The sequence below is a fragment of the Inquilinus sp. YAF38 genome, from assembly GCF_052113205.1.
Lineage (GTDB): Bacteria > Pseudomonadota > Alphaproteobacteria > DSM-16000 > Inquilinaceae > Inquilinus.
On the sequence record NZ_JBFRCU010000091.1, the window covers coordinates 1 to 23,235 of the forward strand.

Sequence of the window (23,235 nt, forward strand, 5' to 3'; positions counted from 1 at the left end):
TGCCCGGCCCATCGCTCGACGGCGGCTTGCTGCTATTGCTGCTATCCAGCCCAAGCCGACGTTCCAACTCGGCAACCCGCGCCGTCAGCACTGCGTTCTGCTGCTCCAGCATCCGGTTGCGCGCCTGCAACTCGCCAATTAGGGCCAGAAGACCTTCCTCGGACAACGATGGGGGTGGCGGCGTCATCCTTCCTTGACTCACAAACCTCCCAGATCGGTCAAGAGGTCAAGGTCCTCCTGGGCAGTTACCCCTTCGGAAGGATCAGAACGGGATCTCGTCGTCGAGATCGTCCGCCATCGGGCCGCGGCCGCCGCCACCGCCAGAAGAGCCGCCGCCACCGGAGCCGCCGCCCGACGAACCGCCTCCGGAGGACCGGCCGCCGCCATAGCCGCCACCACCACCGCCGTAGCCGCCGCCTGCGCCGCCCTCGTCCTCGAAGCCGCCGCCGCCACCACCGCCGCCACCGCCCTCACGGCCGTCGAGCATGGTCAGCTCGCCGCGGAACGGACGCAGCACCACCTCGGTGATGGTGCGCTCGGCGCCGCTCTGGTCGTTGAATTTCCGGGTCTCGAGCTGGCCTTCGATATAGACCTTCGAGCCCTTCTTCAGGAACCGCTCGACCACCCCGACCAGCGCGTCGTTGAACACCGCGACGCGGTGCCATTCGGTGCGCTCCTTGCGCTCGCCGGTGGTGCGGTCCTTCCAGTTCTCCGACGTCGCGATCGAGAAATTCGCTACGCGCCCGCCATTCTGGAAAGCCCGGATCTCCGGATCGCGGCCAAGATTGCCGATGAGAATGACCTTGTTGACGCTGCCAGCCATGATCCAGACCTCACTCCATACGTGTTAGCGGCGGACCCTAGACGGATGGTCCACTGATTCCAATCACGTTTGAGCCCCCGCCAGACTCATTCCTTCTGCCGCGACCGAGCCGCGCGACCGGGCTTGCGCAGCATCGCCAGCCAGGCGCCGACCGCCGCCGCCAGATCCCGGGTCGGCAGCACCAGCGCCGGCACCTTCGCGTCGTGGATGTTGCGCAGCACCGACTGGGCGCCGCGGATCTCCAGCGCATAGAGGTTGCCGGTGATCGGCTCTCCCCCCTCCCCGGCCTCGTTCAGGCGCTCGGCCACCCTGGCCGTCCAGGCGGCATCGCCGCGCAGGTCGGTCTCGAGGAAATCGGCCAGGATCGGCGCCGCGGTGCCGGGCACGATGCGGGGACGCCCCTCGGCGTCGCGGGTGACCTCGATCAGGCTCTGCTTGCCCTTCATCCCGGCCTCTCAGTTCGGGAACGCGGTGTTGACCGCATCCTGGCCACGACGCTGGATCGTGCCGATCCGGATCTCGAAGGGCCGGCCGCGGTCGTCGCGACAATAACCGTCCCCCTGGCTCTCACCATCCGGCGCCGAGGGACCCAGCACGCCCCAGGCCGGATGCGCGCCGGTCTGGTTGCGCCAGGCGTAGAGCACCGAGCGCAGGATCGCCTCGGCCGGGCAGTCGTCCGGATAGAAGGTCGACCGCTTCTGCCGGCCGTTGCCGAAGATCACGGTGGCGTCATAGACCTCGTTGCCGCGATGGGCGGTTTCCTCCACCCGGTCGACCGCGCCGGTCGGCAGCCCGGCGGCACGGGAGTGGAATCCCTTGGGGTCGCCATTGCGCCCGATCTCGCCGCAGAAGATGTGGCTGAGATTGATCTGTGGATCGCTGCGGCTCCACAGCCGCTTGCCGGGATCACTGCAGTCGGGAGTCGCGGCCATCGAGTTGCCGGCCCACGACAGCAGCAGCAGAAGTGCAATCAAGCCGACCAGACGGATCATGGAATCTCGCACCGAAGGCCTCGGGGCTTCGCCCCTGGAAGGCTTTGGACGGACATCCTATCTTGCTTTCCGCTTGACCGCAACGTTCCCGATATGTTCGAGTCCCGACATCGGACTCGCTCTGGGCCGGAGCTCGGCGCGGGCCCTGCAGTGATCAGACAGCCGGGCCGGAGTCGCTTTCGGGCTTCAGCCGCCCCATATTGCACGTCGGCGTGCCCGGAGCCGGGGACGCCTTTCCCGCAAGAGTAGTCCTGGCGATGCACAAGTTCATCAGCGTCCGCGGCGCGCGCGAGCACAATCTCAAGAATGTCGACGTCGATCTGCCGCGCGACCAGCTGATCGTGATCACCGGCCTCAGCGGCTCGGGCAAGTCCTCTCTCGCCTTCGACACCATCTATGCCGAGGGCCAGCGCCGCTATGTCGAGAGCCTGTCGGCCTATGCCCGCCAGTTCCTCGAGCTGATGCAGAAGCCGGATGTCGATTCGATCGAGGGCCTGTCACCGGCGATCTCGATCGAGCAGAAGACGACGAGCCGCAATCCGCGATCGACCGTCGGCACGGTGACCGAGATCTACGACTACATGCGGCTGCTGTTCGCCCGCATCGGCGTGCCCTATTCGCCGGCCACCGGCCTGCCGATCGAGAGCCAGACGGTCAGCCAGATGGTCGACCGGGTGATGGCGATGGGCGACGGCACCCGCCTGTACCTGCTGGCCCCGATCGTGCGCGGCCGCAAGGGCGAATACCGCAAGGAGCTGCAGGAGCTGCGGGCCCGCGGCTTCCAGCGCGTCAAGGTCGACGGCACCCTGTACGAAATCGAGGACGTGCCGGCGCTGAACAAGAAGCTGAAGCACGACATCGAGGTGGTGGTCGACCGGCTGGTGGTGCGCGACGACCTAGGCAACCGCCTGGCCGATTCGATCGAGACTGCGCTGGGCCTGGCCGAGGGGCTGGCCATCGCCGAGAACGCCGACAGCGGCGACCGCACGCTGTTCTCGTCGAAATTCGCCTGCCCGGTCTCCGGCTTCACCATCCCGGAGATCGAGCCGCGGCTGTTCTCCTTCAACAGCCCGCACGGCGCCTGCCCGGCCTGCGACGGGCTGGGCGCCAAGCTGGTGTTCGACCCGGAGCTGGTGGTGCCGGACGAGAGCCGGACCCTGGCCAAGGGCGCGGTGGCGCCGTGGGAGGGGTCGTCCTCGAAATACTACCACCAGACGCTGGAGGCGATCGCCAGCCATTACGGCGTCAGCACCACCACGCCCTGGCGCGACCTGCCGGAGCAGGTGCGCAACGCGGTGCTGTACGGCTCCGGGAAGGACTCGATCGTCTTCCGCTACGATGACGGGCTGCGCACCTACAAGACCGAGAAGCCGTTCGAAGGGCTGATCCCGAACATGGAGCGCCGGTTCCGCGAGACCGACAGCGCCTGGACCCGGGAAGAGCTGGGCAAGTACCAGGGCACCCGGCCCTGTGAGACCTGCGGCGGCGCTCGCCTCAAGCCCGAGGCGCTGGCGGTGAAGATCGACGGGCTGCATGTCAGCCAGGTGGCGGAGAAGTCGATCGCCGAGGCCGGACAGTGGTTCGCGGCGCTGAACGCCACGCTATCGGCCAAGGACCAGGAGATTGCCTACCGCATCCTGAAGGAGATCAACGAGCGGCTGACCTTCCTCAGCGCTGTCGGCCTCACCTATCTCACCCTCGCGCGCGGCTCCGGCTCGCTGTCGGGCGGCGAGAGCCAGCGCATCCGCCTGGCCTCGCAGATCGGTTCCGGCCTGACCGGCGTGCTCTACGTCCTCGACGAGCCGTCGATCGGGCTGCACCAGCGCGACAATGAGCGGTTGCTGGGCACGCTGAAGCGGCTGCGCGACCTCGGCAACACCGTGCTGGTGGTCGAGCATGACGAGGACGCGATTCGGAGCGCCGACTACCTGGTCGACATGGGCCCGGGCGCCGGCGTGCATGGCGGCGTGGTGGTGGCGCATGGCACGCCCGAGGAGGTGCTGAAGGCGCCCGACAGCATCACCGCGCAGTACCTGACCGGTGCCAAGCGGATCGAGGTACCGACCAGCCGCCGCCCCGGCCACAAGGGCCAGGTGCTGAAGGTAGTCGGCGCCCGCGGCAACAACCTCAAGAACGTCACCATGGAGGTGCCGCTGGGCACCTTCACCTGCGTCACCGGCGTGTCCGGCGGCGGCAAGTCGACCCTGGTGATCGAAACCCTGTACAAGTCGCTGGCCCGGCAGCTGATGGGCGCGCATGAGCATCCGGGGCCGCATGACACAATCGAGGGCATCCAGTTCCTCGACAAGATCATCGACATCGACCAGTCGCCGATCGGCCGCACCCCGCGGTCGAACCCGGCGACCTATACCGGCGCCTTCACCCCGATCCGCGACTGGTTTGCCGGGCTGCCCGAGGCCAAGGCCCGCGGCTACGGCCCCGGCCGCTTCTCGTTCAACGTCAAGGGCGGCCGCTGCGAGGCCTGCCAGGGCGACGGCGTCATCAAGATCGAGATGCACTTCCTGCCCGACGTCTATGTCCAGTGCGACGTCTGCAAGGGCCATCGCTACAACCGCGAGACCCTGGAGGTGCTGTACCGCGACAAGTCGATCGCCGAGGTGCTGGACATGACGGTCGAGGAAGGGGCGGAGTTCTTCCGCGCCGTGCCCTCGATCCGCGACAAGATGGAGACGCTGCACCGCGTCGGCCTGGACTACGTCAAGATCGGCCAGGCGGCCACCACGCTGTCAGGCGGCGAGGCGCAGCGGGTGAAGCTGGCCAAGGAGCTGTCGCGGCGGGCCACCGGCAAGACCGTCTACATCCTGGACGAGCCGACCACCGGCCTGCATTTCCACGATGTGCGCAAGCTGCTGGAGGTGCTGCACGAGCTGGTCGACCAGGGCAACACGGTGATCGTGATCGAGCACAATCTTGAGGTCATCRAGACCGCGGACTGGATCGTCGACATCGGCCCCGAGGGCGGCGACGCCGGCGGCGAGATCATCGCCGCCGGCACGCCGGAGGACGTGGTCCGCGCCAAGCGCAGCTACACCGGCCAGTACCTGGCGCCCTATCTGCAGCAGGCCCGGCAGAAGCAGCGGGCGTGAGCCGACTCCGGACGCCGGCTTTCCAGATCCGGCACAGGCGAGTACGATGGTCCGGATCGATCCCTTATGCCATCGCGCTGCGCGGTCCGGATCCTCGATCCGGCACTCCGGCGCAGGAACGGGAGACCGACTTGAAGCTTCTTGCCATCGCTGCCGCGGCGCTGCTGATCGCGTCACCTGCCTTCGCTTGCCCCTACAGCGCCGAGGCAAAGGCCGGGCAGAGCCAGGCCCAGTCCGGACAGACGCAGATCCCGCAGACGCCGGCGCCCGACAAGAAGGGCTAGTCAGGCCCATCCGGGAGCGGCCTCAGGCCAGGAACGGACCCGGCAGCGCCAGGGCCACCGCCAGGCCCTCGCAGAAGGTCGCGATCGGCTGGGCCAGGCGCCCGGCCGGCGGCCGGTGCAGCATCCAGGCCCTCACGCGGGGCTGGAAATCCACAGCCTCGACCACCTCGACCATGTCCCGCCAGCGACTGTCGGCGAAGGCGGAGGGGGTCAGGATACCGATGCCGAGGCCGCGCGCGACCAGCGACATCCGCAGGTCGGCGCTCAGCGCCTCGATCGCCACCTGGAACGGCAGCCGCTCGGCCTCGAAGCGCTGGCGCAGATGGACGCGGAAGCCGCAGCCGCCCTCATTCATGATCCAGGGAAAGCGCGACAGCTCTGGCAGTGTGGCCGGCTTCGGCACGCCGAGGGACGGCGCCGCGACCAGCAGCACGCGCTGGACGCCGAGATCCTCGCCGACCAGATCCTCGGGTGGCCCGCCCCCGTCCGGCAGGCACACCGCGGCCGCGTCCAGCTCGCTGCGTGCAACCTGGTCGACCAACCGCACCGACCAGCCAGAGGTGACGCGCAGCGCCAACTGCGGAAACTCTGAGCGCAGCCGGTCGAGCGGCACCGATAGCGCCGCCTCGGACAGATACGGCATGATGCCCAGCCGGAACTCGCCGCGCACCTCGCCTCCCGGCGCCACTGCGGCGCGCAGGTCCTCCAGCGAGCGCAGCACCCGGCGGCCCTGCTCATAGGCTTGGCGCCCCGCGGCGGTGGGCTTCAGCGGCTTCGACTGGCGGTCCAGCAGCGCCGCGCCCAGCCGCTCCTCCAGGTTCTGCACCCGCCGAGTCACGCCTGGCTGGGTCAGGTTCAGCCGGGCCGAGGCCGCCACGATCGATCCTGTCTCTACGACGGCGACGAAGGCCTCCAGATCCGGAATATGCATGCCGACTTCGCATAATCTTTATAGGGACAATTGAGTTGTATCATCTTGCGAAGAGAGAATAAAGCTGTCGACCAATATACTCATCCATCAATCGAGTGGATCATGTCGGTCACCAGCGAGTCCCTGGCCCTGGCGCAGCCCGAAGCCGTCCTTACCCGCCCACTGATCCTGCTGTTCGGCACCTCGGTCGGCGTCATCGTCACCAACCTGTTCGCGCCGCAGACTTTGGTCGGGTTGATCGGCCCGTCGCTCGGCCTGTCCGTCGCTGCGGCCGGGCTGGTGGCGATGGCCACGCTGCTGGGCTATGCCGCCGGGCTGTTCCTGCTGGTGCCGCTGGCCGATCTGGTCGAAAATCGCCGGCTGATCCTGCGGATGCTGGCCTGCGCCTCCGCCTGCGCCGGCCTGGCCATGCTGGCACCGACCGCCGCCACGCTGCTGCCCGTGCTGGTGCTGCTGGGGGCCGCCTGCTCCGCCATCCAGATCCTGGTGCCGATCGCCGCCGCCATGGCACCGCCGGAGCAGCGCGGCCGCGTCATCGGCGACGTCATGGGTGGGCTGATGGTCGGCATCCTGCTGTCCCGCCCGCTGGCCAGCGCCGTCGCCGGCGGCGCCGGCTGGCGTGGCTTCTACCTGGCCAGTGCCGCGGCCATGGCTTTGCTGACCCTGGTGCTGGCCGCACGGCTGCCGCGGCGGCAGCCGGTGGGCCGGACGCGCTATCCGGCCCTGATCGCCTCGCTGTGGCAGCTGCTGCGTGAGGAGCCCGTGCTGCGCGCCCGAGCGCTGACGGCGAGCCTGGTGATGGCGGCCTTCAGCCTGTTCTGGACCGCCGTGGCGCTTCGCCTGGCGCAGCCGCCCTTCGGCCTGGGCCAGGGCGGCATCGCCCTGTTCGCCCTGGTCGGCGCCGGCGGGGTCGTGGTGACGCCGCTGGCCGGTCGGGCCGGCGACCGCGGCTGGACCCGGCCGGCGACCCTGGCCTCGCATCTCGCCGTGATCGGCGGGTTCGCCCTGGCCGCCTGGGCCGGCGCGGCGCCGTCGGGCGGGGTGCTGCTGCCGCTGGTTGCCATGGGGCTGGCCGCCGTGGTGTTGGATATCGGCGTCACCGGCGACCAGACGCTGGGCCGCCGCGCCATCAACCTGCTGCGGCCGGAAGCGCGCGGCCGGTTGAACGGGCTGTTCGTCGGCCTGTTCTTCCTCGGCGGCGCGGTCGGATCGGCCGCCGCCGGCGTCGCCTGGGCGGCCGGGGGCTGGCCCCTGATCTGCCTGATCGGCGCCGGCTTCGGAGCGGCCGCCCTGGCGGCGGGGCGGATCGACCGCTCGCGCTGATCCCTATGCCGCTGGCAAAGCGGCGAGGCGCGGCACCGGCGAGCCGGCGATCACCAGCGCCTGGATGACGAAGCCGATAACCGCCACGGCCAGGCAGGCGGCGGCGCCGTGGCTGTCGCCGATCAGCCCGCCGATCGCGGCGCCGATCGGGCGCGCACCGAATGTGGCCATGGTGATGATCGCCGAGACCCGGCCCAGCATCGCCGGCGGCGTCACCGCCTGGCGCAGGGTGGTCGACGCGATCACCCACAGCACCGGGCCGGCGCCGAACAGGAAGAAGGCCAGGCCGGCGATCGGGGCGAAGGGCAGCCAGACGGTCAGCAGCATCAAGAGGGCCCCGGCGAGGCCGGAGAACGGGCCGACCAGCAGCATCGGCCCGAACGGGATGCGCCGGGCGATCCGCGGTGCCGCCAGCGCGGCCAGCACCATGCCAACGCCGTACACCGCCAGCGTGGCGCCGACCGAGGATGCGCCCAGGCCGAGATGGTCGACCGCATAGGGCACGTAGATCGCCTGCAGCACGAACCAACCGAGGTTGAAGAACACCGCGGTCAGCAGCACCGGCCGCAGCAGCGGATGGGTCAGGACGAACACGGCGCCCTCGCGCAGATCCTGCAGTGCGTGGCGGCGCACCGCCGTCGGCCGCTGCGGCTCGCGGATACCGGCCAGCAGGATCACAGCCAAGACCGACAGGGCCGCAGCGGCGGCAAAGGCCAGGCCGGCGCCGGTCCAGGCCACCAGCGCACCGGCCACGGCGGGGCCTGCGGCGAAGGCGGCGCTGCGCGCCAGCTCTATCCGTCCGTTCGCGGCCGGCAACGCCGCCCGCGGCACCAGGTCCGGCACCAGCGACGGCGCGGCCACGCTGTAGGCCACGGTGCCGGCGGCGCCGAGGAAGCCGAGCGCCGCCAGCAGGCCGAGGCTGAGGCCATCGGTGACGAGAAGCAGCAGCACGGCGAGGAGCGAGACCGCCCGCAGCGCCTCCGCCGCCGCCATCATCCGGCGGCGGGACGACCGGTCGGCCAGGAGGCCGGCCGGCAGCGACAGCAGCAGGAAGGGCAGCGTCTGCACGGTCTGCAACAGGCCGGTGCCGCCGGCCCCGGCCCTGAGGGCCAACACGGCGACGATCGGCGCGGCGGCGAGGCCGATCTGCTCCGCCGACTGCGCGGCCAGGTTGGACCAGGCCAGGCGGCGGAACGGCGCGGGGAGCGGGGCGTTGGCGGACATCGGAGGGCTCTCGTGTGGCGGCGGGAGCCCCAGCATCTGTGCGTCGCCTCTGCCCCGCGCTCCGCTTGTTGCCGCCGAATTCGGTCGCAAGCGTGGATCGCAAGAACCGGGTCGCCACCATGCCCGAAATTTGAGAGCAAGGGTCGGAGTGTCGGCGGAAGCGCAGCCCGCCATCTTCGGTGGAACGGTCGGCATCCCCATATCAGCGGGACCTGTCGATCCCACCGTCGAACAGGAGCGACCCATGGGCTTCATCCCCCCACCCCCCGTCCCCACTCCGGTCTTCGTCAATGACGAGGCCCGCTGGGCCGCGGTGCTGCGCCGCGACCGCGCCGCCGACGGCGCCTTCGTCTTCGCCGTCCGCACCACCGGGATCTATTGTCGGCCGAGTTGCGCCTCGCGCCATCCGCGGCCCGAGAATGCCACCTTCCACGCTGACCCTGCGGCCGCCGAGCGCGCCGGCTTCCGCCCCTGCCGGCGCTGCAAACCGAACGAGATGTCGCTGGCCGAGCGCCAGACCGCCCTGGTGGTCGCGGCCTGCCGCAAGATCGAGACAGCCGAGGAGATGCCGAGCCTGGACGAGTTGGCCGAGGCGGCGGGGCTGAGCCGGTTCCACTTCCACCGCATGTTCAAGTCGGTCGCCGGCGTCACCCCCAAGGCCTATGCCGACGCTCACCGCGCCGACCGCATGCGCGACAAGCTGGAGCAGACCGAGACGGTGACCGAGGCGATCTACGGCGCCGGCTTCAACTCCAACGGCCGCTTCTACGCCGCGGCGCCGCAGCGGCTGGGCATGACCCCGACCGCCTTCCGCGACGGCGGCACCGGGGCCGAGATCCGCTTCGCCATCGGGCAATGCCATCTCGGCGCCATCCTGGTGGCGGCGACCGGCAAGGGCATCGTCGCCATCCAATTCGGCGACGACCCACAGGCGCTGCTGGAGGAGTTGCAGGACCGTTTCCCCAAGGCCCGGCTGGTCGGCGGCGACGCCGAGTTCGAGCAGCTGGTGGCCCGGGTGGTCGGCTTCGTCGAGGCGCCGTCGGGTGAGGGGCTGGACCTGCCGCTCGACATCCGCGGCACCGCCTTCCAGCAGAAGGTGTGGCAGGCGCTGCGCAGCATCCCGGCCGGCAGCACCGCCAGTTATGCCGAGATCGCCCAGCGGATCGACCGGCCCAAGGCGGTGCGCGCGGTGGCCCAGGCCTGTGCCGCCAACGACCTGGCGGTGGCCATCCCCTGCCATCGCGTGGTCCGGTCTGACGGCGACCTGTCCGGTTATCGCTGGGGCGTGGCCCGCAAGCGCGCTTTGCTGGAGCGCGAGGCGGGGTGAGGCGCGCGGGCTGAGCCGCCCGGTGTGGTGGCGGGAATCGACGAAGCCCGCCATCAACGCCGAAGACCGACGCCCCCGTTAGCCATCGTTCAGCGAGGTTTGGTTTCTCACCCTAGCGCGCTCGCTGACGACCTGAGCGTCCTCCATCGCGTCGCCATATTGCAGTGCCCAAGCACACAGAGCCTCGAACGGTTCGCGCAGCGAGTGCCCGAGCGGGGTTATGGCATATTCGACACCGATCGGCGTTGTCGGCAGCACGGTCCGTGTCACCAGACCGTTGCGTTCCAACCGCTTCAGGGCATCGGCGAGCGCCTTATGCGTGATCCCGTCCAATCGCCGCTTGATCTCGTTGAAGCGAGACGGCTTGGGACAGATCACCGTCAGGATCATGATCGTCCACTTATCGGCGATCTTGTCGAGCACCGGGCGTATGCGCGCCATATCGGAGAGCGCCCGGTTCGACAGGAGCGCGAGGTCGGTATCGTCCACCATATCTAGGCTACTCAAGGTGCGTTCTTGATATCAGATATACACTGTATATATGGGACGCCATCACCCAATCGAAGGATTTGTGATGGCTCGGATGCTGGACAAGGTGGCGCTCGTGGTTGGCGGCGCAAAGGGGATCGGCTTTGCTATTGCCGAGCGGCTGTCGGAGGAGGGAGCGACCGTCTTTCTCACCGGTCGAGCTGCCAATGAGGTTGAGGCAGCAGCCTCGAAGATCGGTGGCAGTGCCCGCGGTCTTGTTGCGGATGCAAGCGCGCCGGCGGATCTGACGCGAGTCGTGACGTCCGTGAAGGAAGCTTGCGGCCGCATCGACGCGCTGGTGCTGAATGCCGGCATGGCCGAGCCGGCGCTCCTGACCGCCAAGACGCCGGACCATTTCGACCGTCTTTTCGCGGTCAATGTCCGTGGTCCGGTTTTCGGGCTGAAAGCGGCGCTTGACGCCTTGGCCGATGGTAGCTCGGTCGTACTCGTCGGGTCGATCGCAAGCGCGGCCGGCTTTCCCTCCTATGGCACCTACGGCGCGACCAAGGCCGCGCTGCGCTCCTATGCCCGAACCTGGACGGCCGAGCTCGCACCGCGTGGCATCCGCGTGAATGTCGTCGCTCCAGGGCCGACGGACACCGAGATGATGGCAAGAGTTCCTGATGAGATGCGTGCGGCGGTGATCGCATCGATTCCGCTCGGCCGTATGGCGCAGCCTGCCGAGGTGGCAGCGGCGACGCTCTTCCTGCTGAGCGCCGAGTCGAGCTTCATCGCCGGCGTCGAGCTTTGCGTCGACGGTGKCATGCGGCAGGTCTGAGGCTTCCCTACATCGGCAATTCAGCTAGCCCGGCTGGGCCGGCATCGGGAAGTGGCGGGCCATCCAGGCCTGCCACGCCGGCTCCTCCCGCGTGGCGACGGCCGCCGGCTGATCGCCGAACAGGTACAGCCGGATCGGCAAATAGACCAGCCCAGCCATCGGCAGGGCGAAGAGGTGGACAATGCCGGGCGCCGGTGCGTCGAGCCGCAGCAGCAGCTCCGGATGCTCGTCCGGGCCGACGCGCTCGACCTCCCCGGCCAGGGCCGGTGCCCSGGCCGCCGATTGCACCCGCTGCCCCGGCGCGACGGCGGCGATGCCGAGCCGTCCGGTCAGCGCCGCCCAGGCCGCCTCGATCGTCGGCTCCGGCGCCACGCCCATCAGCTGGACATTGACGCCGCTTTGGCCGCGGAAATAGGCGAGGTACAGCCGCAGGATGCGGAAGAAGGCCCGCCAGCCATGCTCGTGGCCTTCGAACTGGCCGTCCCAGTCGTCGCTGTCGGCGAACCAGGCATGCACCACCCGGACGACGCAGGTGCCGCCGGCCTTGGCCTCGACGGTCCATTCGGTGGCGATGGCCGGGCTGCCCGGCCCCATGTCGTTGCTGTCGGCGGCGAAGCGGTGCGGCGGGTCCCAGGCGGTGATGGTCGCAAGCGAATCCATCCCCGGCCCGAAATTGGCGATGACGGAGCCACCCACCCGCTCCTCAATCCGGGTCGGCACGAACCAGGAGGTCACGCCGGGCCCGGTGGCGATCGCCTGCCACACCTCCTCCGGCGTGCCCGGCACCTCGACCTCGGCCTCGACGAAACGGCGGCCGGTCTCGTCCTTCTTCACGGGCATGGCTATTTCCCTTCCTTGTCCGGATAGGTCTCCTGGGTCCAGCGGCGCAGTTCGGTCTCGAACGTCGCGGCGGTGTCGGCGGCCTGATCGCCGTAGAAGAAGATGCTGGCTGACACCCGGGCCCTGCCCTGCCAGCCATGGATCCCGATCAGGGCAATGCCAGGGGCCGGCTGGTCCAGCGCCACCGTGACCTCGCGCGATTTGGCGTCCTGCTGCACCCGCTCCACCGTTCCGGCCAGTGCCGGGACGCCGGCCGGCGTGCTCCAGCGCTCGCCGACATTCACGCTGGCGAAGCCGAGTCGGCCGGCCAGGTCGGTCCAGGCCGCGAGGTCGGGGCCGGGATGCATGGCCATGGCCCTGGCCGGCGCCGCCGGCATCCCGGCAAACCGCTTCAGATACAGCTGAAGGATAACGAAGAAGCCCGGCCAGCCGGATTCGAAGCCTTCCAACTCGTCGTCCCAGCTGCCGTCGGTGGTGAACAAGGTGTGGACGAGCCGCAGCACGCAGGCGTCGCCGGACCGGCTGATGATGGTGCATTCCGTCGCCACCGGCGGCGCCTCGCCGTTCCAGCCCGTTTCCTCATAGGCGAAGCGGAAGGGCGGTTCCCAGGTGGTGACGGTGCCGGCGGAAGCCATGCCCTCGCCGAACTCGAAGCGGATGGCGCCGCCGACCCGTTCCTCGACCGAGGTGGCGGTGAACCAGGCGCTGAGGCCGGGGCCGGTGGCGATCGCCTGCCATACCTGCTCCGGCGTTCCCGGCAACAGCACGTCGAGCTCGACCCAGCGCCGCTTTGCGTCGGTCTTCAGTGGCATGTCTGCTCCCCTTCCGTTGGGTCGGCGGGCTTGGGATAGGCCATCAGGACCAGGCGGTGCTCCCGCCCCCCGGGCGCCGATGCGTTGTGGTAGCGCGCCGCCAGGCCGGCGATCGACGCCGTCAGCTCCCGGGTGAAGGCGGCCCGGTCGGCCGGCGACGCGAAGCGGATCTCGGTGTCGATCGACAGGGTTGCCAGCCGCTTCTCGGCGCGGATGGCGGCCCGCCACAGACCGCTGACCTCCCGAACCACGCGGGCGGCCAGCGCGATCAGATAGCTGGCCGACAGCCGGTCGGAGGCGCGAGCAGGATCGGCGGCGACCGGCCCCAGCGCCTGGGGCGAGACGATGTAGGAGGTGGCGGTGGCGACGTAGAGCCGCTCGGTCAGCCCACCCCAGCGCCGCGTCTCCGCCTCGCGGATCAGGCGGTGCGCCTCCAGCGCGCGCAGATGATAATTCACCTTCTGCCGCGGAATCCCGAGCCGCGCGGCCAGCCCGGCGGCGGACGCCGGCTCGGCCAGCTCAGCCAGCAGGCAGCTGCGAACCGGCTCGAGCGCGGCCATCGCGGCCGCCGGGTCGTCGATGACATCCACGTCCAGCATGCGCCCATTCCAGCCTTGACAACTTTTTTTGTCAATCCTTTCGCGATGCGCCTGCCGGAATCGAAACGGGCCCCGCGAGGGGCCCGTACCGGCAGGTCATACGAAGCCGGAGAGGTCAGCCCGCGACGCGGGCCAGCGCCTGCCGCAGCTTCTCGATCGCGGCCTGGGCCTCGGCCCGGCGCTCGCGCTGCTCCTCGACCACATCGTCCGGCGCCTTCTCCAGGAACTGGGCGTTGCCGAGCTTGCGGTCGATCTTCTCGACCTCGGAGGCGTTCTTCTCGATCTCCTTGGTCAGCCGCGCCCGCTCCTTGTCGAGATCGATGATCCCGGTCAGCGGCAGCACCAGCGTCGCCTCGTCGATCACCGCCTGGGCGGAGCCCTTCGCCGGCACCGCTTCTGACACCTCGATCGAGGCGAGCCGGGCCAGGCGGCGGATCAGCGCGCCATGGGTGTCGAGCCGGCGCCGGGTCTCCGCCGAGGCGTCGCGCAGCGTCGCCGGCAGTTCGGCCGCGGGGGGCACGTTCATCTCCGACCGGATGGTGCGGACCGCCGAGATCAGGCGGATCACCCAGTCCATCTCGGCCGCCGCCTGCGGGTCGACCAGCCCGGCCGGGTAGTCCGGCCAGGGCTGGGTCACCAGCGTGGCATTGCCGCGATCCGCCAGGTGGCGCCACAGCTCCTCGGTCTCGAACGGCATGATCGGGTTGAGCAGGTTCAGGATCTGCTCCAGCGCCCAGGCCGTGGTGGCGCGGGTCTCGGCCTTGGCCGCCTCATCCGTGCCCGAGAACACCGGCTTGGCGAACTCCAGGTACCAGTCGCAGAAGCCGGCCCAGGTGAACTGGTACAGCACCTGCGCCGCCTCGCTGAAGCGGAAGCCCTCCAGCGCCGCGGCCGTCTTCTCCGCCGTCTTCGTCACCTCGCCGACGATCCAGCGGTTCAGCGTCAGCGTGTTCGCCGCCGGATCGTAGCCGGGCACCGGCCGGCACTCGTTCATCTCGCAGAAGCGGGCGGCGTTCCACAGCTTCGTCGCGAAGTTGCGGTAGCCCTCGACCTGCTGTGGCCCGAGCTTGATGTCGCGGCCGGCGGCCAGCGACACCATGGTCATGCGCAGCGCGTCGGCGCCGTAACGGTCCACCAGCTCCAGCGGGTCAATGACGTTGCCCTTGGACTTCGACATCTTCTGGCCCTTCTCGTCGCGGACCAGGGAGTGGAAGTACACGGTGCGGAACGGCACCTCGCCCATGAAATGGATGCCCATCATCATCATCCGGGCGACCCAGAAGAAGATGATGTCGAAGCCGGTCACCAGCACGTCGCCGGGGTAGTAGCGCTGCAGCTCCGGCGTCTGGTCCGGCCAGCCCAGGGTCGAGAACGGCCACAGGGCGGAGGAGAACCAGGTGTCGAGAACATCGGTCTCGCGCCGCAGTTCGACCGCCTCGCCATAGTGGTTCTCGGCCGCAGCCTTGGCCTCGGCCTCGCTCTCATCGACGAAGATCGTGCCATCCGGCCCATACCAGGCCGGGATCTGGTGGCCCCACCACAGCTGCCGGCTGATGCACCAGGGCTGGATGTTGCGCATCCACTCGAAGAAGATGCTCTCCGCCATCTTCGGCAGCAGCACGGTCTTTCCCTGCTCCACCGATTCGATCGCCGGCTTCGCCAGCACCTCGGCCTTCAGGTACCACTGCTCGGTCAGGAATGGCTCGATCGGCACGCCGCCGCGGTCGCCATAGGGCACCGTGTGGGCGTGATCCTCGATCTTCTCGACCAGACCCAGCGCCTCAAGGTCGGCGACCACGCGCTTGCGCGCCTCGTACCGGTCGAGGCCGCGATAGGCCTCCGGCACCTGGTCGTTCAGCCGCGCCTCCTCGTCGAGGATGTTGATCAGCGGCAGGTTATGACGGCGGCCGACCTCGAAATCGTTGAAGTCGTGCGCCGGGGTGATCTTCACCGCGCCCGAGCCTTTCTCGGGGTCGGAATACGCGTCGGCGACGATCGGAATCAGCCGGCCGACCAGCGGCAGGACCGCATGCTCGCCGACCAGGTCCTTGTAGCGCTCATCATCCGGATGCACGGCGACGGCGGTGTCGCCCAGCATCGTCTCCGGCCGGGTGGTGGCGACGGTGATGAAGCGCCCCTCCTGCCCCTCGATCGGATAGCGGAAGTGCCAGAGATGGCCCTTGGTCTCCTTCTGCTCGACCTCGAGGTCGGAGACCGAGGTGCGCAGCTTCGGGTCCCAGTTCACCAGCCGCTTGTCACGGTAGATCAGGCCTTCGCGGTGCAGTTGCACGAACACCTTGACCACGGCGCGGGACAGGCCCTCGTCCATGGTGAAGCGCTCGCGCTCCCAGTTCGGGGTGGCGCCGAGGCGGCGGAGCTGGCTGGTGATGGTGCCGCCGGACTGCGCCTTCCACTCCCAGACCTTCTCCAGAAAGCCGTCGCGGCCGAGATCCTGGCGCTTGATGCCCTGCTTCGCCAGCTCGCGCTCGACCACCATCTGGGTGGCGATGCCGGCATGGTCGGTGCCGGGCTGCCACAGCGCGTCGCGGCCGCGCCGCCGGTTGAACCGGGTCAGCACGTCCTGCAGGGTCATGTTGAAGGCATGGCCGATGTGCAGGCTGCCGGTCACGTTCGGCGGCGGCATCATGATGGTGAAGGGGTTCGCGTTCGACTGGACGTTGTTGGCGAAGGCGCCGCTTTGCTCCCATTCGGGGTAAAGCCTGGCCTCGACCTCGCGCGGCCCGTAAGTCTTGTCCAGCATGGCTGAACCTTCCGTATTCTTGAATTCTTGACGATGGAGCGGTGGAGCTAAAGAACGGTCAGCGCCGTACGGCGCCGCTGGCGATGCGGGATACCTCCCGCTCGACCGCCTGCTCGACCAGCCGCGGCAGGTTGGCGTCGAGCCATTCCTTCAGCATCGGCCGCAGCAGCTCGCGCACCAGATCGTCCACCGTCTGGCTTTTGTGCGCCGCCGCCGGCGGCGGCGCCGCGGCGTTCAGCCGGGCCAGGGCCGCCAACGCGGCGCTGGCGCTGGCCGGCGAGACCACGGAGTCGTCTTCCGCGGCCTCGGTCGCCGCGGCGGCAGGCGGCGGAGGCATGGCCGGGCGCGGATCGTCCAGCGCCTCGGTCAGCTCCAGCACGTCGTCATCGGCCGGCGCAGCGGACGGCGTCGGCTGGGCCCGGGCAGCTTCGATGGGGACGGCCCGGCCGCGCGCCGGATCATCCTCAGCGATCATGCGCCGGATGGAGGCCAGGATCTCCTCCATCGACGGCTCCTGCTGTGCCCGCGTCTCGCTCATCCTCTCGATCGTCTTCCGCTTTCAGCAAAATGAGGCCACCCGACGGCGCCGGGCAACCGTCCTCACTCGTCGACCGAGGTCCCGAACCAGCGGGCACGGGTCTTCTGGTAATCCGGCTCCGGGTCGTAGACCTTGACGGGCAGACCCATGTCCTGCGCGGTCAGCGTGCCGGTCGCGTTGCGCAGTTGGTAGCCGGCGACCACCTCGTTGCGCCGCGCCTGTACCAGGCTGAGCTGGGCGTTGAGCAGGTTCTGCTGCTCGGTCAGCACGTCGAGCACGGTGCGCGACCCGACCTGCGCTTCCTGCTGCAGGCCCTCCACCGCCAGTTCCTCGGCCCTGACCGCGGCCTGGAAGGATTTGATCGCGGCCCGCGCCGTCACCAGCGCCTGCCAGGCCTGGACGGCGCCCTGGATCGCGGTGCGGCGCTGCGATTCGATCTGGATGCGGCGCTGGCCATGGGTGTAGCGGGCCTGGCGCACCAGAGATTCCTGGTTGCCCTGGGAATACAACGGGATGGTAACCTGAGCCACAATCGCGGCGGAGTCGACGCGACTCTGGGCTCCGCTGCTGGTCTGCGGATGTGAAACCGTCGAATACTGCCGCTGGATCCGCGCCTGCAAGTCGATCGACGGCAGCAGTGCGCCGAACTGCAGGTCGATATTGTCAGCCGCGGCACGCTCGGTGAACACCGCCGCGACGATCCCTGGATAGTTCGCCTGGGCCTTCTGGATCGCGTCCTGCATCGAGCTCGGCAGACCGGCGGGTACTGTCGGCGTTTCCAGAGTCCCCGGCGGCTGGCCGATGAAGCGCTCGAAAGTGGCGCGGCTGGCGCGCAGCGTGCCCTCCGCCTCCACCCGGCCGGCAACGGCGCTGGCGAGGCTGGCTTCGGCCTGGCTGACGTCGGTGCGGGTCACCTCGCCGACATTGAACCGATCCTGAGTCGCCTGGAGCTGCCGGCGCAGCACCGCCTCGTTGTTGCGCTGCACGTCGAGCGCCGACTGGTTCTGGACCACGTCGGCGTAGGCAGTGGCGGCGTCCAGCAGCACCGTCTGTTCGGTGGTCTGAACGACGGCGCGGGTGGCCATGATCGTGTTCTCGGCCTGGTTGACCGAGGCCTCGGTCCGGCCACCATTGTAGACGTTCTGCGTCACGGTGATGCCGAGCGTCGCCGGATTGACCTCATGCCAGTAGCCGTCCCGGCCGCCGGAGCTCAGGGGATCGCCCTTCTGGCCCCTGGGCTGTATCTGAGCGAGGACGCCGGTCGCCGGGACGTTGTCACTCGTCGAGTTGGTGAACTGGCTCTGGATGCTGCCAGTGGCGGTGACCTGCGGCYGGTACCCCGACAGAGCCTGGGCGATACCTTCATTGGTTGCCTTCAACTGGGCGATGTCGGCGGCCAGGTCCGGGTTGGTGGCGTAAGCCGAGGCCAGCGCCTCGGTCATCGACTGGGCCGAGGCCGGGGCGGCGCCCAGCATCAGCGCCGCGGCCAGGACCGCGGTGGAGAGCCCGTACCGTCCAAATCGTGTCATCGTCAATACCGTCCCATGGTAGGATCGATCTCGCACGCCCAGGCATCGATGCCCCCGCGCAGATTGATCGCGTTGTCCATGCCCCTCGCCGAAAGCCACCGCACCACCTGCGCGCTGCGCCCCCCGTGGTGACACATGACGACCACCGGGCGATCGCCCGGAATCTCCTCCAGCCGGCCCGGGATCTCGCCCATCGGAATGTCGAGCGACCCCTCGACCCGGCACAGCGCCAGCTCCTGCGGCTCGCGCACATCGACCAGCACATGCCCCGTGCCGTCGCGCCGCCAATCCGCCAGGGTCGTCACGTCGATCTCGAACTGCTGCACCCGATGCCCCGCCATCTCTTCCTAAAACACGCACTCAGAACTGGAAGGCCGGCTTGCGCTCGAAGCCGGGCAGCATCGCCGTCGTCGCGTCGAACAGCGGGCGCTGCGACGCGACTCCATCGACCGCGCTGACCAGCATAGCACGGCCGACACCGTCGCCGTCATCCACCACCGTGAGCAGGCGGCCACCGGGCGCCAGCTGCGCGATCAGCGCCGCCGGCACCTCCGCCACCGCGCCGTCGATCAGGATGACGTCGTAGGGCCCTTCGGCCTGCCGGCCCTCCGCCAGCCGCCCTTCGGCCAACGTGACGCCCCGGACGCCGAGCTCGGACAGCGCCCCACGCGCGGTGCCGAGCAGCGCCTTGTCCTCCTCCAGCGCCACCACCCTGGCGGCGAGGCGGGCAACGATCGTGGCGCTATAGCCGGTGCCGGCGCCGACGATCAGCACCCGGCTGTCCGGCATGATCCGGGCGTCGTTCAGCAGCCGGCCGAGGACCCGCGGCTCCATCAGCACCCGGCCACCGCCGATCGCCACATCCTCGTCGACATAGGCGACGCCGCGGCGGTCAGCCGACACGAAGCGCTCGCGCGGTACGGACATCATCGCGTCGATCAGGGCCTGATCGATGACCTTGTTGGGCTTGATCTGCCCTTCGACCATGTTCAGGCGGGCGGCTGCGTAGTCGACCATGGGATTCCGCACTCTGAGAACGGCGAGGCGCGGCGGCCGGGCGGTCGCTGCGCACTCAAACGCAGCGGTTATATCGGCCTTCGCGCCTGCAACACAATCGGTCTGATGCCACGCGGCCCAATCGCCCGCGCGAACAGGATCGAAAGATCCACGTGTTCCTCCTTGACCCTGCTTCTCGGCGGACGATATACGGGGGCCGCCGTCGGGGCGCGATGGCTGAGTGGTCAAGCAGCGGACTGCAAATCCGTGCACGCCGGTTCGATTCCGGCTCGCGCCTCCAAACGGCCCGCCCGACATCCCGGCCGGACCGGCATCCAGATAAAGTGTTATCGGGGTGCAAGTCAGGCTTGGCAGGGCGGGGCGGGGTTGCTATAAGCCGCGCCACCAACAGCCCGGAGCGATCCGGTGCTCGTGTTCCCTGGTAGCTCAGTTGGTAGAGCAGCTGACTGTTAATCAGCGGGTCACTGGTTCGAGTCCAGTCCAGGGAGCCATTTCAACTTGAAACCGCGACCCCTGCGTGTCGCCGCTTCCACGCATCAGTCTCATCCAGGTGCGACACGCGTTTGGAGAAGCTTCGGCTCCGATCCCCTGCTCTGAATCTCTGCGATCGGTGCGCGGTCCCGCCAGTCGTCGCGGCACGGCAGCCACATCCGGCTTACCGGTTGCAGGACCGTGTGACGGGATAGCAGATCGGTGACGAGGACAGCCCGTGGCGATGTCCGCAAAGCCGTACCGCTCGCGGGCCCAACCGACGCATCGAGAGCGCTCCGAGCCCCGGCCTTCGGGTCAGTTCGGCGGCCCGCCCCGCGGATCATGAGCCCGCAGCCTGATGCTCTCAGCGAAATTGCCGCGGAACATGTGCTGACCGAGATGCCCGAGGTCGGATTTGAGATCGGCATGGACCTTGCCGCCGATATCCCGCCATCGGCGGCAGAAGGCGTAGTCCTCCGACAGGTAGCGGTTGGTGTCGGGGTCCACCATGCAATCGAAGAACAGCCAGTAGAACGGCGCCTCCGGGTTGTTCGGCGGGCCATCGGGGACATAGTTGAGCTGCGGGTAGTGCTGCATCAGCCGGCCGAACACATGCCGCTTGATCACCATGAACCCGGTCGGCGCCTCAGCCACCTCGACGAAGCCATCCTCGGCGATGAACTTCGCCAGCGCCTCCGATCCCAGACCGACCGGGTTGAACGGATAGTCGGTGTACAGCGTCTCGAAGGATTGCTTCGTCGTGCCCGCGGGCAGGCCCTGCTGCGGCCAGTTGAAGCGTTTGATCGGGTAGATCCCGGCGGCAACGTCATGATCCGACAGGAGCAGGCGGATCGCGTCCGCCGGCTTGAAGACAATGTCGGAGTCGATCCAGAACAGATGCGTGTACCGCTCGTTCATCAGGAAGAATTTGACGATCTCGTTCCGGCCCCGGGTGACCAGGCTCTCCGAACGCATGTGGAGGGACGAGCTCAGCCCCAGCCGGATCGCCTCATGGGTGAACTCGAACAGGCTGGTCACGTAGTTCATCGAGACGGCCGAGATGTAGCACGGCGTCGCCAGAAGCACGTTCATCGACTGCAGGGCGGAAACGGGGAGCATCAGAGGGTCTCGGCTGCCTGACGGGTTGGCTTCTGGTCTTTTGGGCCGCGTTTCGGCTCAGGTGCAGACCCATTCCGGGATCCGACACTGATTGGCGTCGCCCCCACAGATCGCGATGGCCTTCTCCTCGGCCTCGCGGCGAGTCTCGGCCGAGGCGGCGCCCCAGGGGGCCGGCAGGTTGGCGGCGGGAGACGTCCCGACCGCCAGGGCGGCGCAGTGCTCGTAGGGGAAGCCGCTCTTGTCGTCGTCGGTCCAGTGGCGATGATTGCGGAACAGGGAGACGACCTTGCAGTCCTGGCCGCCCCGGTGCACGCAGTGCCGCAGGGCGATCTCCTGCGCCTCATCCGCCTTGTCGGCGCCCCAGAAGAAGCCCCGATTCTGATCCGTCACCGAATAGGCGATGGCGCCCCAGATCCCCCTCATCCCGAGGTTCTGCTCGGCCGCCGGTCCGGTCGGTGACAGGACGATCTCGACGCGACGGTTCTGCGGCTCGCGCACGCCGTCGGCGGTCGGGACCAGCGGATCGGACTCGCCGACGCCCTTGACCGCGATCAGGCTGTCGGCAACGCCGTCAGCAACCAGTTCGCGACGGACCGACTCCCCACGACGAACCGAGAGGGCCTGATTGTACTGGACCGAGCCCGAACGGTCGGTGTGACCGGTGACGTCGATGCGGGTGGTCTCGCCCTGCAGCGCACTGGCCGCGGCCGAGGACACGACCTGCTTGGCTTCCGGGGTCAAATTCGAGCTGTCGAAGTCGAAGAACACCATGTAGCTGCGGTTGCTATCGATCGTCTCACCCACGGCCGGCGCCGGCGCGAGGAGCGGACCGGCCGCCCCGACCACGACGGCGAGACAAGCCCAGGAGGTGAGAACCAGAACGATCGGTCGAAGCATCTTCATCTCCCGCAATCCCGGCCGCCGCTGCCGCGGGCGGCATTCCATCAGCCGACGGCGCGCAGGCTCGTCATCGCCACGCAGTTGCCGTCGATCGGCATGAGCACGACCCTCGCCCCGTTGGGCAGGGACACCAGCGGCAAGTCGCCGAGCATGCCAGTCTGACCCTTCTCCTGGTCAACGAGCTGAGTCGCGACGGCCTGGCAGCTGGCCTTGACCGGCGTCACCCGGACCAAGGTGCCTTCGCAGGAGCGTCCGACCGGAGCCGTGAAGACAACGCCGGCTGCCGGGAGCCCCTGCGTCGACGGGCCTCCGGCAAGCGCGACGATCGATTCGACCGCATGCGCGTCGGCCGCCTTGGTGTTCCACTGGGTCTGCACGGAGTAGCTCGCATCGGCGGCGACGCCGCGGCCGAGCGCGGAGAAGACGTTGCCGCAGGCGCCGATCTTGGCCTGCTTGACGTGCTCGTCGAAGACGGTGGCGGTGGCGGTGGCGGTGGTATTGGCGGCGGCCGCCTGCTGCTGCGCCGCAGCCGGCTGCTGGTTCTGGGCCGCCTGCTCCTGTGCCTTCGGTGCCTCCGTCGCCGGCTTCCTCGCATCCGCCGCCTGGGCTGGCAGCTGGGCGAAGCCGATCAGATCGAACGCGACGACCGCGCCGGCGATGAGCGCGACCGAGATGGTCCCCAGAAGCAGAGTCTTGGCCAGTCGCATCGTATTCATCCTTCTCTAAGGGGCGCCCCACCAGGCGCCCGGGTTCATTTCATCGCCGAGAGGGCCGTGAACAGGCCTTCGAGGGGAGCCTGGAACGACACCTCGCCCGCATCCGTGAGCGTGTAGGAGACGGTGCAGTCTGTGCCGGCCTGGATGTGCCGCCGCAGCATCCGGCCGATGGCGATCGTGGCGGTGCAGAACGCTCCGTCGCATCGGTCGATCTGGGCGACGATCCGATCCGGCTTGTCGCCCAGTGCCAGCCCGATCTGCTGTCCGAGGCCGACCGCCGCCGGCACCCGCATCACCACCAGGGGCTGCCCGTCCGCCGTGGCCACGAAGGACCAGTTGAAGACGGGCGCCCCGCGCTGGTCGACGATTGACTGGGTCAGGTTGCAGACCCGGCGTTTCGACTTCAGGCTCTCGTCGCAGATCAGGGTCCAGTTCTTGAACGGCTGGACCACCCGCCGGTACTGGCCGAGCTCCTCGCCGTCGGGGATGGCGACCTCCGAGGGCTTCACCGCGTAGCCGCCGGGCAACTGCACCCAGCCCGCCGCGAAAGCCGTCCCGGACGTCGCCGCCACCGCCAGCGCCGCGAAAAGGAGCCCTGCCAGCCGCATCGGCCTCG

Annotated in this window: 24 protein-coding genes and 2 tRNA genes; 7 read left to right on the forward strand and 19 right to left on the reverse strand. The window is 68.9% G+C overall.

All coding sequences use genetic code 11. The features are described 5' to 3' along the window. From AB4Z01_RS29375 to AB4Z01_RS29390, 4 genes are all read right to left on the reverse strand, one after another. On the reverse strand, window positions 1-187 hold a 187-nt coding region (locus tag AB4Z01_RS29375; protein ID WP_441699399.1), incomplete at its 3' end, for a DUF6444 domain-containing protein. A 75-nt stretch (window positions 188-262) separates the two neighbouring features. Then, entirely contained in the window at window positions 263-823 is a 561-nt protein-coding gene (gene ssb, locus AB4Z01_RS29380) for a single-stranded DNA-binding protein (RefSeq protein ID WP_441699658.1), read from the reverse strand. Between the two features lie 86 nt (window positions 824-909). Beyond that, window positions 910-1,269, reverse strand: a complete 360-nt coding sequence (locus tag AB4Z01_RS29385; protein ID WP_441699660.1) for a hypothetical protein — start codon at window positions 1,267-1,269, stop codon at window positions 910-912. A gap of 9 nt (window positions 1,270-1,278) precedes the next feature. Further along, window positions 1,279-1,815 carry an EndoU domain-containing protein gene (locus AB4Z01_RS29390; RefSeq protein WP_441699661.1) on the reverse strand — a complete coding sequence of 179 codons (537 nt, stop codon included), beginning with the start codon at window positions 1,813-1,815 and terminating at the stop codon, window positions 1,279-1,281. 257 nt (window positions 1,816-2,072) lie between these two features. On the opposite strand from AB4Z01_RS29390, the gene uvrA reads away from it, so the two are divergent. Both uvrA and AB4Z01_RS29400 read left to right on the forward strand, forming a co-directional pair. Then, window positions 2,073-4,922, forward strand: a complete 2,850-nt coding sequence (uvrA, locus tag AB4Z01_RS29395) for an excinuclease ABC subunit UvrA (RefSeq protein WP_441699663.1) — start codon at window positions 2,073-2,075, stop codon at window positions 4,920-4,922. Between the two features lie 131 nt (window positions 4,923-5,053). Beyond that, the gene (locus tag AB4Z01_RS29400; protein WP_441699664.1) at window positions 5,054-5,206 is read left to right on the forward strand and encodes a hypothetical protein; all 153 of its coding nucleotides are present in this window, start codon (window positions 5,054-5,056) and stop codon (window positions 5,204-5,206) included. Window positions 5,207-5,228: 22 nt separating this feature from the next. On the opposite strand, the gene AB4Z01_RS29405 is transcribed toward AB4Z01_RS29400, so the two are convergent. Beyond that, window positions 5,229-6,137, reverse strand: a complete 909-nt coding sequence (locus AB4Z01_RS29405; protein ID WP_441699666.1) for a LysR family transcriptional regulator — start codon at window positions 6,135-6,137, stop codon at window positions 5,229-5,231. A 102-nt stretch (window positions 6,138-6,239) separates the two neighbouring features. Here AB4Z01_RS29405 and AB4Z01_RS29410 point away from each other — a divergent pair, with 102 nt between their 5' ends. Continuing rightward, window positions 6,240-7,460, forward strand: coding sequence for an MFS transporter (locus AB4Z01_RS29410; RefSeq protein ID WP_441699667.1), 1,221 nt, complete (start codon window positions 6,240-6,242; stop codon window positions 7,458-7,460). Between the two features lie 3 nt (window positions 7,461-7,463). Here AB4Z01_RS29410 and AB4Z01_RS29415 read toward each other — a convergent pair whose 3' ends face one another. Then, window positions 7,464-8,684 carry an MFS transporter gene (locus tag AB4Z01_RS29415; RefSeq protein ID WP_441699669.1) on the reverse strand — a complete coding sequence of 407 codons (1,221 nt, stop codon included), beginning with the start codon at window positions 8,682-8,684 and terminating at the stop codon, window positions 7,464-7,466. Between the two features lie 244 nt (window positions 8,685-8,928). On the opposite strand from AB4Z01_RS29415, the gene ada reads away from it, so the two are divergent. Then, on the forward strand, window positions 8,929-10,011 hold the full coding sequence (ada, locus tag AB4Z01_RS29420) for a bifunctional DNA-binding transcriptional regulator/O6-methylguanine-DNA methyltransferase Ada (protein WP_441699671.1): 1,083 nt from the start codon (window positions 8,929-8,931) through the stop codon (window positions 10,009-10,011). 78 nt (window positions 10,012-10,089) lie between these two features. On the opposite strand, the gene AB4Z01_RS29425 is transcribed toward ada, so the two are convergent. After that, complete coding sequence (locus tag AB4Z01_RS29425; protein ID WP_441699673.1) at window positions 10,090-10,503, reverse strand: winged helix-turn-helix transcriptional regulator; 414 nt, start codon at window positions 10,501-10,503, stop codon at window positions 10,090-10,092. A 91-nt stretch (window positions 10,504-10,594) separates the two neighbouring features. On the opposite strand from AB4Z01_RS29425, the gene AB4Z01_RS29430 reads away from it, so the two are divergent. Continuing rightward, window positions 10,595-11,317, forward strand: coding sequence for an SDR family NAD(P)-dependent oxidoreductase (locus tag AB4Z01_RS29430; RefSeq protein WP_441699674.1), 723 nt, complete (start codon window positions 10,595-10,597; stop codon window positions 11,315-11,317). 24 nt (window positions 11,318-11,341) lie between these two features. On the opposite strand, the gene AB4Z01_RS29435 is transcribed toward AB4Z01_RS29430, so the two are convergent. From AB4Z01_RS29435 to AB4Z01_RS29470, 8 genes are all read right to left on the reverse strand, one after another. Beyond that, on the reverse strand, window positions 11,342-12,157 hold the full coding sequence (locus AB4Z01_RS29435) for an SRPBCC family protein (RefSeq protein WP_441699675.1): 816 nt from the start codon (window positions 12,155-12,157) through the stop codon (window positions 11,342-11,344). 2 nt (window positions 12,158-12,159) lie between these two features. Next, the gene (locus tag AB4Z01_RS29440) at window positions 12,160-12,969 is read right to left on the reverse strand and encodes an SRPBCC family protein (protein WP_441699676.1); all 810 of its coding nucleotides are present in this window, start codon (window positions 12,967-12,969) and stop codon (window positions 12,160-12,162) included. Next, the gene (locus tag AB4Z01_RS29445) at window positions 12,960-13,568 is read right to left on the reverse strand and encodes a helix-turn-helix domain-containing protein (RefSeq protein WP_441699677.1); all 609 of its coding nucleotides are present in this window, start codon (window positions 13,566-13,568) and stop codon (window positions 12,960-12,962) included. Before AB4Z01_RS29445 ends, AB4Z01_RS29440 begins: the two co-directional genes overlap by 10 nt. Before the next feature lie 115 nt (window positions 13,569-13,683). Further along, on the reverse strand, window positions 13,684-16,329 hold the full coding sequence (locus AB4Z01_RS29450; protein ID WP_441699679.1) for a valine--tRNA ligase: 2,646 nt from the start codon (window positions 16,327-16,329) through the stop codon (window positions 13,684-13,686). A gap of 58 nt (window positions 16,330-16,387) precedes the next feature. After that, window positions 16,388-16,867: a DUF2497 domain-containing protein gene (locus AB4Z01_RS29455; RefSeq protein WP_441699680.1), complete on the reverse strand. Its 480-nt coding sequence runs from the start codon at window positions 16,865-16,867 to the stop codon at window positions 16,388-16,390. 62 nt (window positions 16,868-16,929) lie between these two features. Beyond that, window positions 16,930-18,396: a TolC family outer membrane protein gene (locus AB4Z01_RS29460; RefSeq protein ID WP_441699682.1), complete on the reverse strand. Its 1,467-nt coding sequence runs from the start codon at window positions 18,394-18,396 to the stop codon at window positions 16,930-16,932. Window positions 18,397-18,398: 2 nt separating this feature from the next. Then, window positions 18,399-18,737: a rhodanese-like domain-containing protein gene (locus AB4Z01_RS29465; protein WP_441699683.1), complete on the reverse strand. Its 339-nt coding sequence runs from the start codon at window positions 18,735-18,737 to the stop codon at window positions 18,399-18,401. 19 nt (window positions 18,738-18,756) lie between these two features. Further along, complete coding sequence (locus AB4Z01_RS29470) at window positions 18,757-19,413, reverse strand: protein-L-isoaspartate O-methyltransferase family protein (protein WP_441699684.1); 657 nt, start codon at window positions 19,411-19,413, stop codon at window positions 18,757-18,759. A gap of 206 nt (window positions 19,414-19,619) precedes the next feature. Here AB4Z01_RS29470 and AB4Z01_RS29475 point away from each other — a divergent pair. Both AB4Z01_RS29475 and AB4Z01_RS29480 read left to right on the forward strand, forming a co-directional pair. Then, window positions 19,620-19,693: transfer RNA gene (locus tag AB4Z01_RS29475), tRNA-Cys, on the forward strand. Between the two features lie 135 nt (window positions 19,694-19,828). Further along, window positions 19,829-19,904, forward strand: a tRNA-Asn gene (locus AB4Z01_RS29480). Between the two features lie 295 nt (window positions 19,905-20,199). Here AB4Z01_RS29480 and AB4Z01_RS29485 read toward each other — a convergent pair. The 4 genes from AB4Z01_RS29485 to AB4Z01_RS29500 are packed head-to-tail and all read right to left on the reverse strand — an operon-like array spanning window position 20,200 to window position 23,227. Then, on the reverse strand, window positions 20,200-21,003 hold the full coding sequence (locus AB4Z01_RS29485) for a hypothetical protein (protein WP_441699686.1): 804 nt from the start codon (window positions 21,001-21,003) through the stop codon (window positions 20,200-20,202). 57 nt (window positions 21,004-21,060) lie between these two features. Next, the gene (locus tag AB4Z01_RS29490; protein WP_441699694.1) at window positions 21,061-21,906 is read right to left on the reverse strand and encodes an OmpA family protein; all 846 of its coding nucleotides are present in this window, start codon (window positions 21,904-21,906) and stop codon (window positions 21,061-21,063) included. 41 nt (window positions 21,907-21,947) lie between these two features. Beyond that, window positions 21,948-22,610, reverse strand: a complete 663-nt coding sequence (locus tag AB4Z01_RS29495; protein WP_441699688.1) for a hypothetical protein — start codon at window positions 22,608-22,610, stop codon at window positions 21,948-21,950. Between the two features lie 44 nt (window positions 22,611-22,654). Further along, window positions 22,655-23,227 (reverse strand): invasion associated locus B family protein, encoded by a 573-nt coding sequence (locus AB4Z01_RS29500; RefSeq protein WP_441699690.1) that lies wholly within the window; start codon window positions 23,225-23,227, stop codon window positions 22,655-22,657. Between the last annotated feature and the right edge of the window lie 8 nt (window positions 23,228-23,235).

Excerpts from the sequence above, each read along its gene's own strand:
- AB4Z01_RS29455 (WP_441699680.1), bottom strand. The coding sequence starts at position 16,867 with ATGAGCGAGACGCGGGCACAGCAGGAGCCGTCGATGGAGGAGATCCTG.
- AB4Z01_RS29385 (WP_441699660.1), bottom strand. The coding sequence starts at position 1,269 with ATGAAGGGCAAGCAGAGCCTGATCGAGGTCACCCGCGACGCCGAGGGG.
- AB4Z01_RS29470 (WP_441699684.1), bottom strand. The coding sequence starts at position 19,413 with ATGGTCGACTACGCAGCCGCCCGCCTGAACATGGTCGAAGGGCAGATC.
- AB4Z01_RS29425 (WP_441699673.1), bottom strand. The coding sequence starts at position 10,503 with ATGGTGGACGATACCGACCTCGCGCTCCTGTCGAACCGGGCGCTCTCC.
- AB4Z01_RS29390 (WP_441699661.1), bottom strand. The coding sequence starts at position 1,815 with ATGATCCGTCTGGTCGGCTTGATTGCACTTCTGCTGCTGCTGTCGTGG.
- AB4Z01_RS29405 (WP_441699666.1), bottom strand. The coding sequence starts at position 6,137 with ATGCATATTCCGGATCTGGAGGCCTTCGTCGCCGTCGTAGAGACAGGA.
- AB4Z01_RS29440 (WP_441699676.1), bottom strand. The coding sequence starts at position 12,969 with ATGCCACTGAAGACCGACGCAAAGCGGCGCTGGGTCGAGCTCGACGTG.
- AB4Z01_RS29410 (WP_441699667.1), top strand. The coding sequence starts at position 6,240 with ATGTCGGTCACCAGCGAGTCCCTGGCCCTGGCGCAGCCCGAAGCCGTC.
- AB4Z01_RS29490 (WP_441699694.1), bottom strand. The coding sequence starts at position 21,906 with ATGAAGATGCTTCGACCGATCGTTCTGGTTCTCACCTCCTGGGCTTGT.
- AB4Z01_RS29450 (WP_441699679.1), bottom strand. The coding sequence starts at position 16,329 with ATGCTGGACAAGACTTACGGGCCGCGCGAGGTCGAGGCCAGGCTTTAC.
- AB4Z01_RS29465 (WP_441699683.1), bottom strand. The coding sequence starts at position 18,737 with ATGGCGGGGCATCGGGTGCAGCAGTTCGAGATCGACGTGACGACCCTG.
- ssb (WP_441699658.1), bottom strand. The coding sequence starts at position 823 with ATGGCTGGCAGCGTCAACAAGGTCATTCTCATCGGCAATCTTGGCCGC.
- AB4Z01_RS29415 (WP_441699669.1), bottom strand. The coding sequence starts at position 8,684 with ATGTCCGCCAACGCCCCGCTCCCCGCGCCGTTCCGCCGCCTGGCCTGG.
- AB4Z01_RS29500 (WP_441699690.1), bottom strand. The coding sequence starts at position 23,227 with ATGCGGCTGGCAGGGCTCCTTTTCGCGGCGCTGGCGGTGGCGGCGACG.
- AB4Z01_RS29445 (WP_441699677.1), bottom strand. The coding sequence starts at position 13,568 with ATGCTGGACGTGGATGTCATCGACGACCCGGCGGCCGCGATGGCCGCG.
- AB4Z01_RS29495 (WP_441699688.1), bottom strand. The coding sequence starts at position 22,610 with ATGCGACTGGCCAAGACTCTGCTTCTGGGGACCATCTCGGTCGCGCTC.
- AB4Z01_RS29485 (WP_441699686.1), bottom strand. The coding sequence starts at position 21,003 with ATGCTCCCCGTTTCCGCCCTGCAGTCGATGAACGTGCTTCTGGCGACG.
- ada (WP_441699671.1), top strand. The coding sequence starts at position 8,929 with ATGGGCTTCATCCCCCCACCCCCCGTCCCCACTCCGGTCTTCGTCAAT.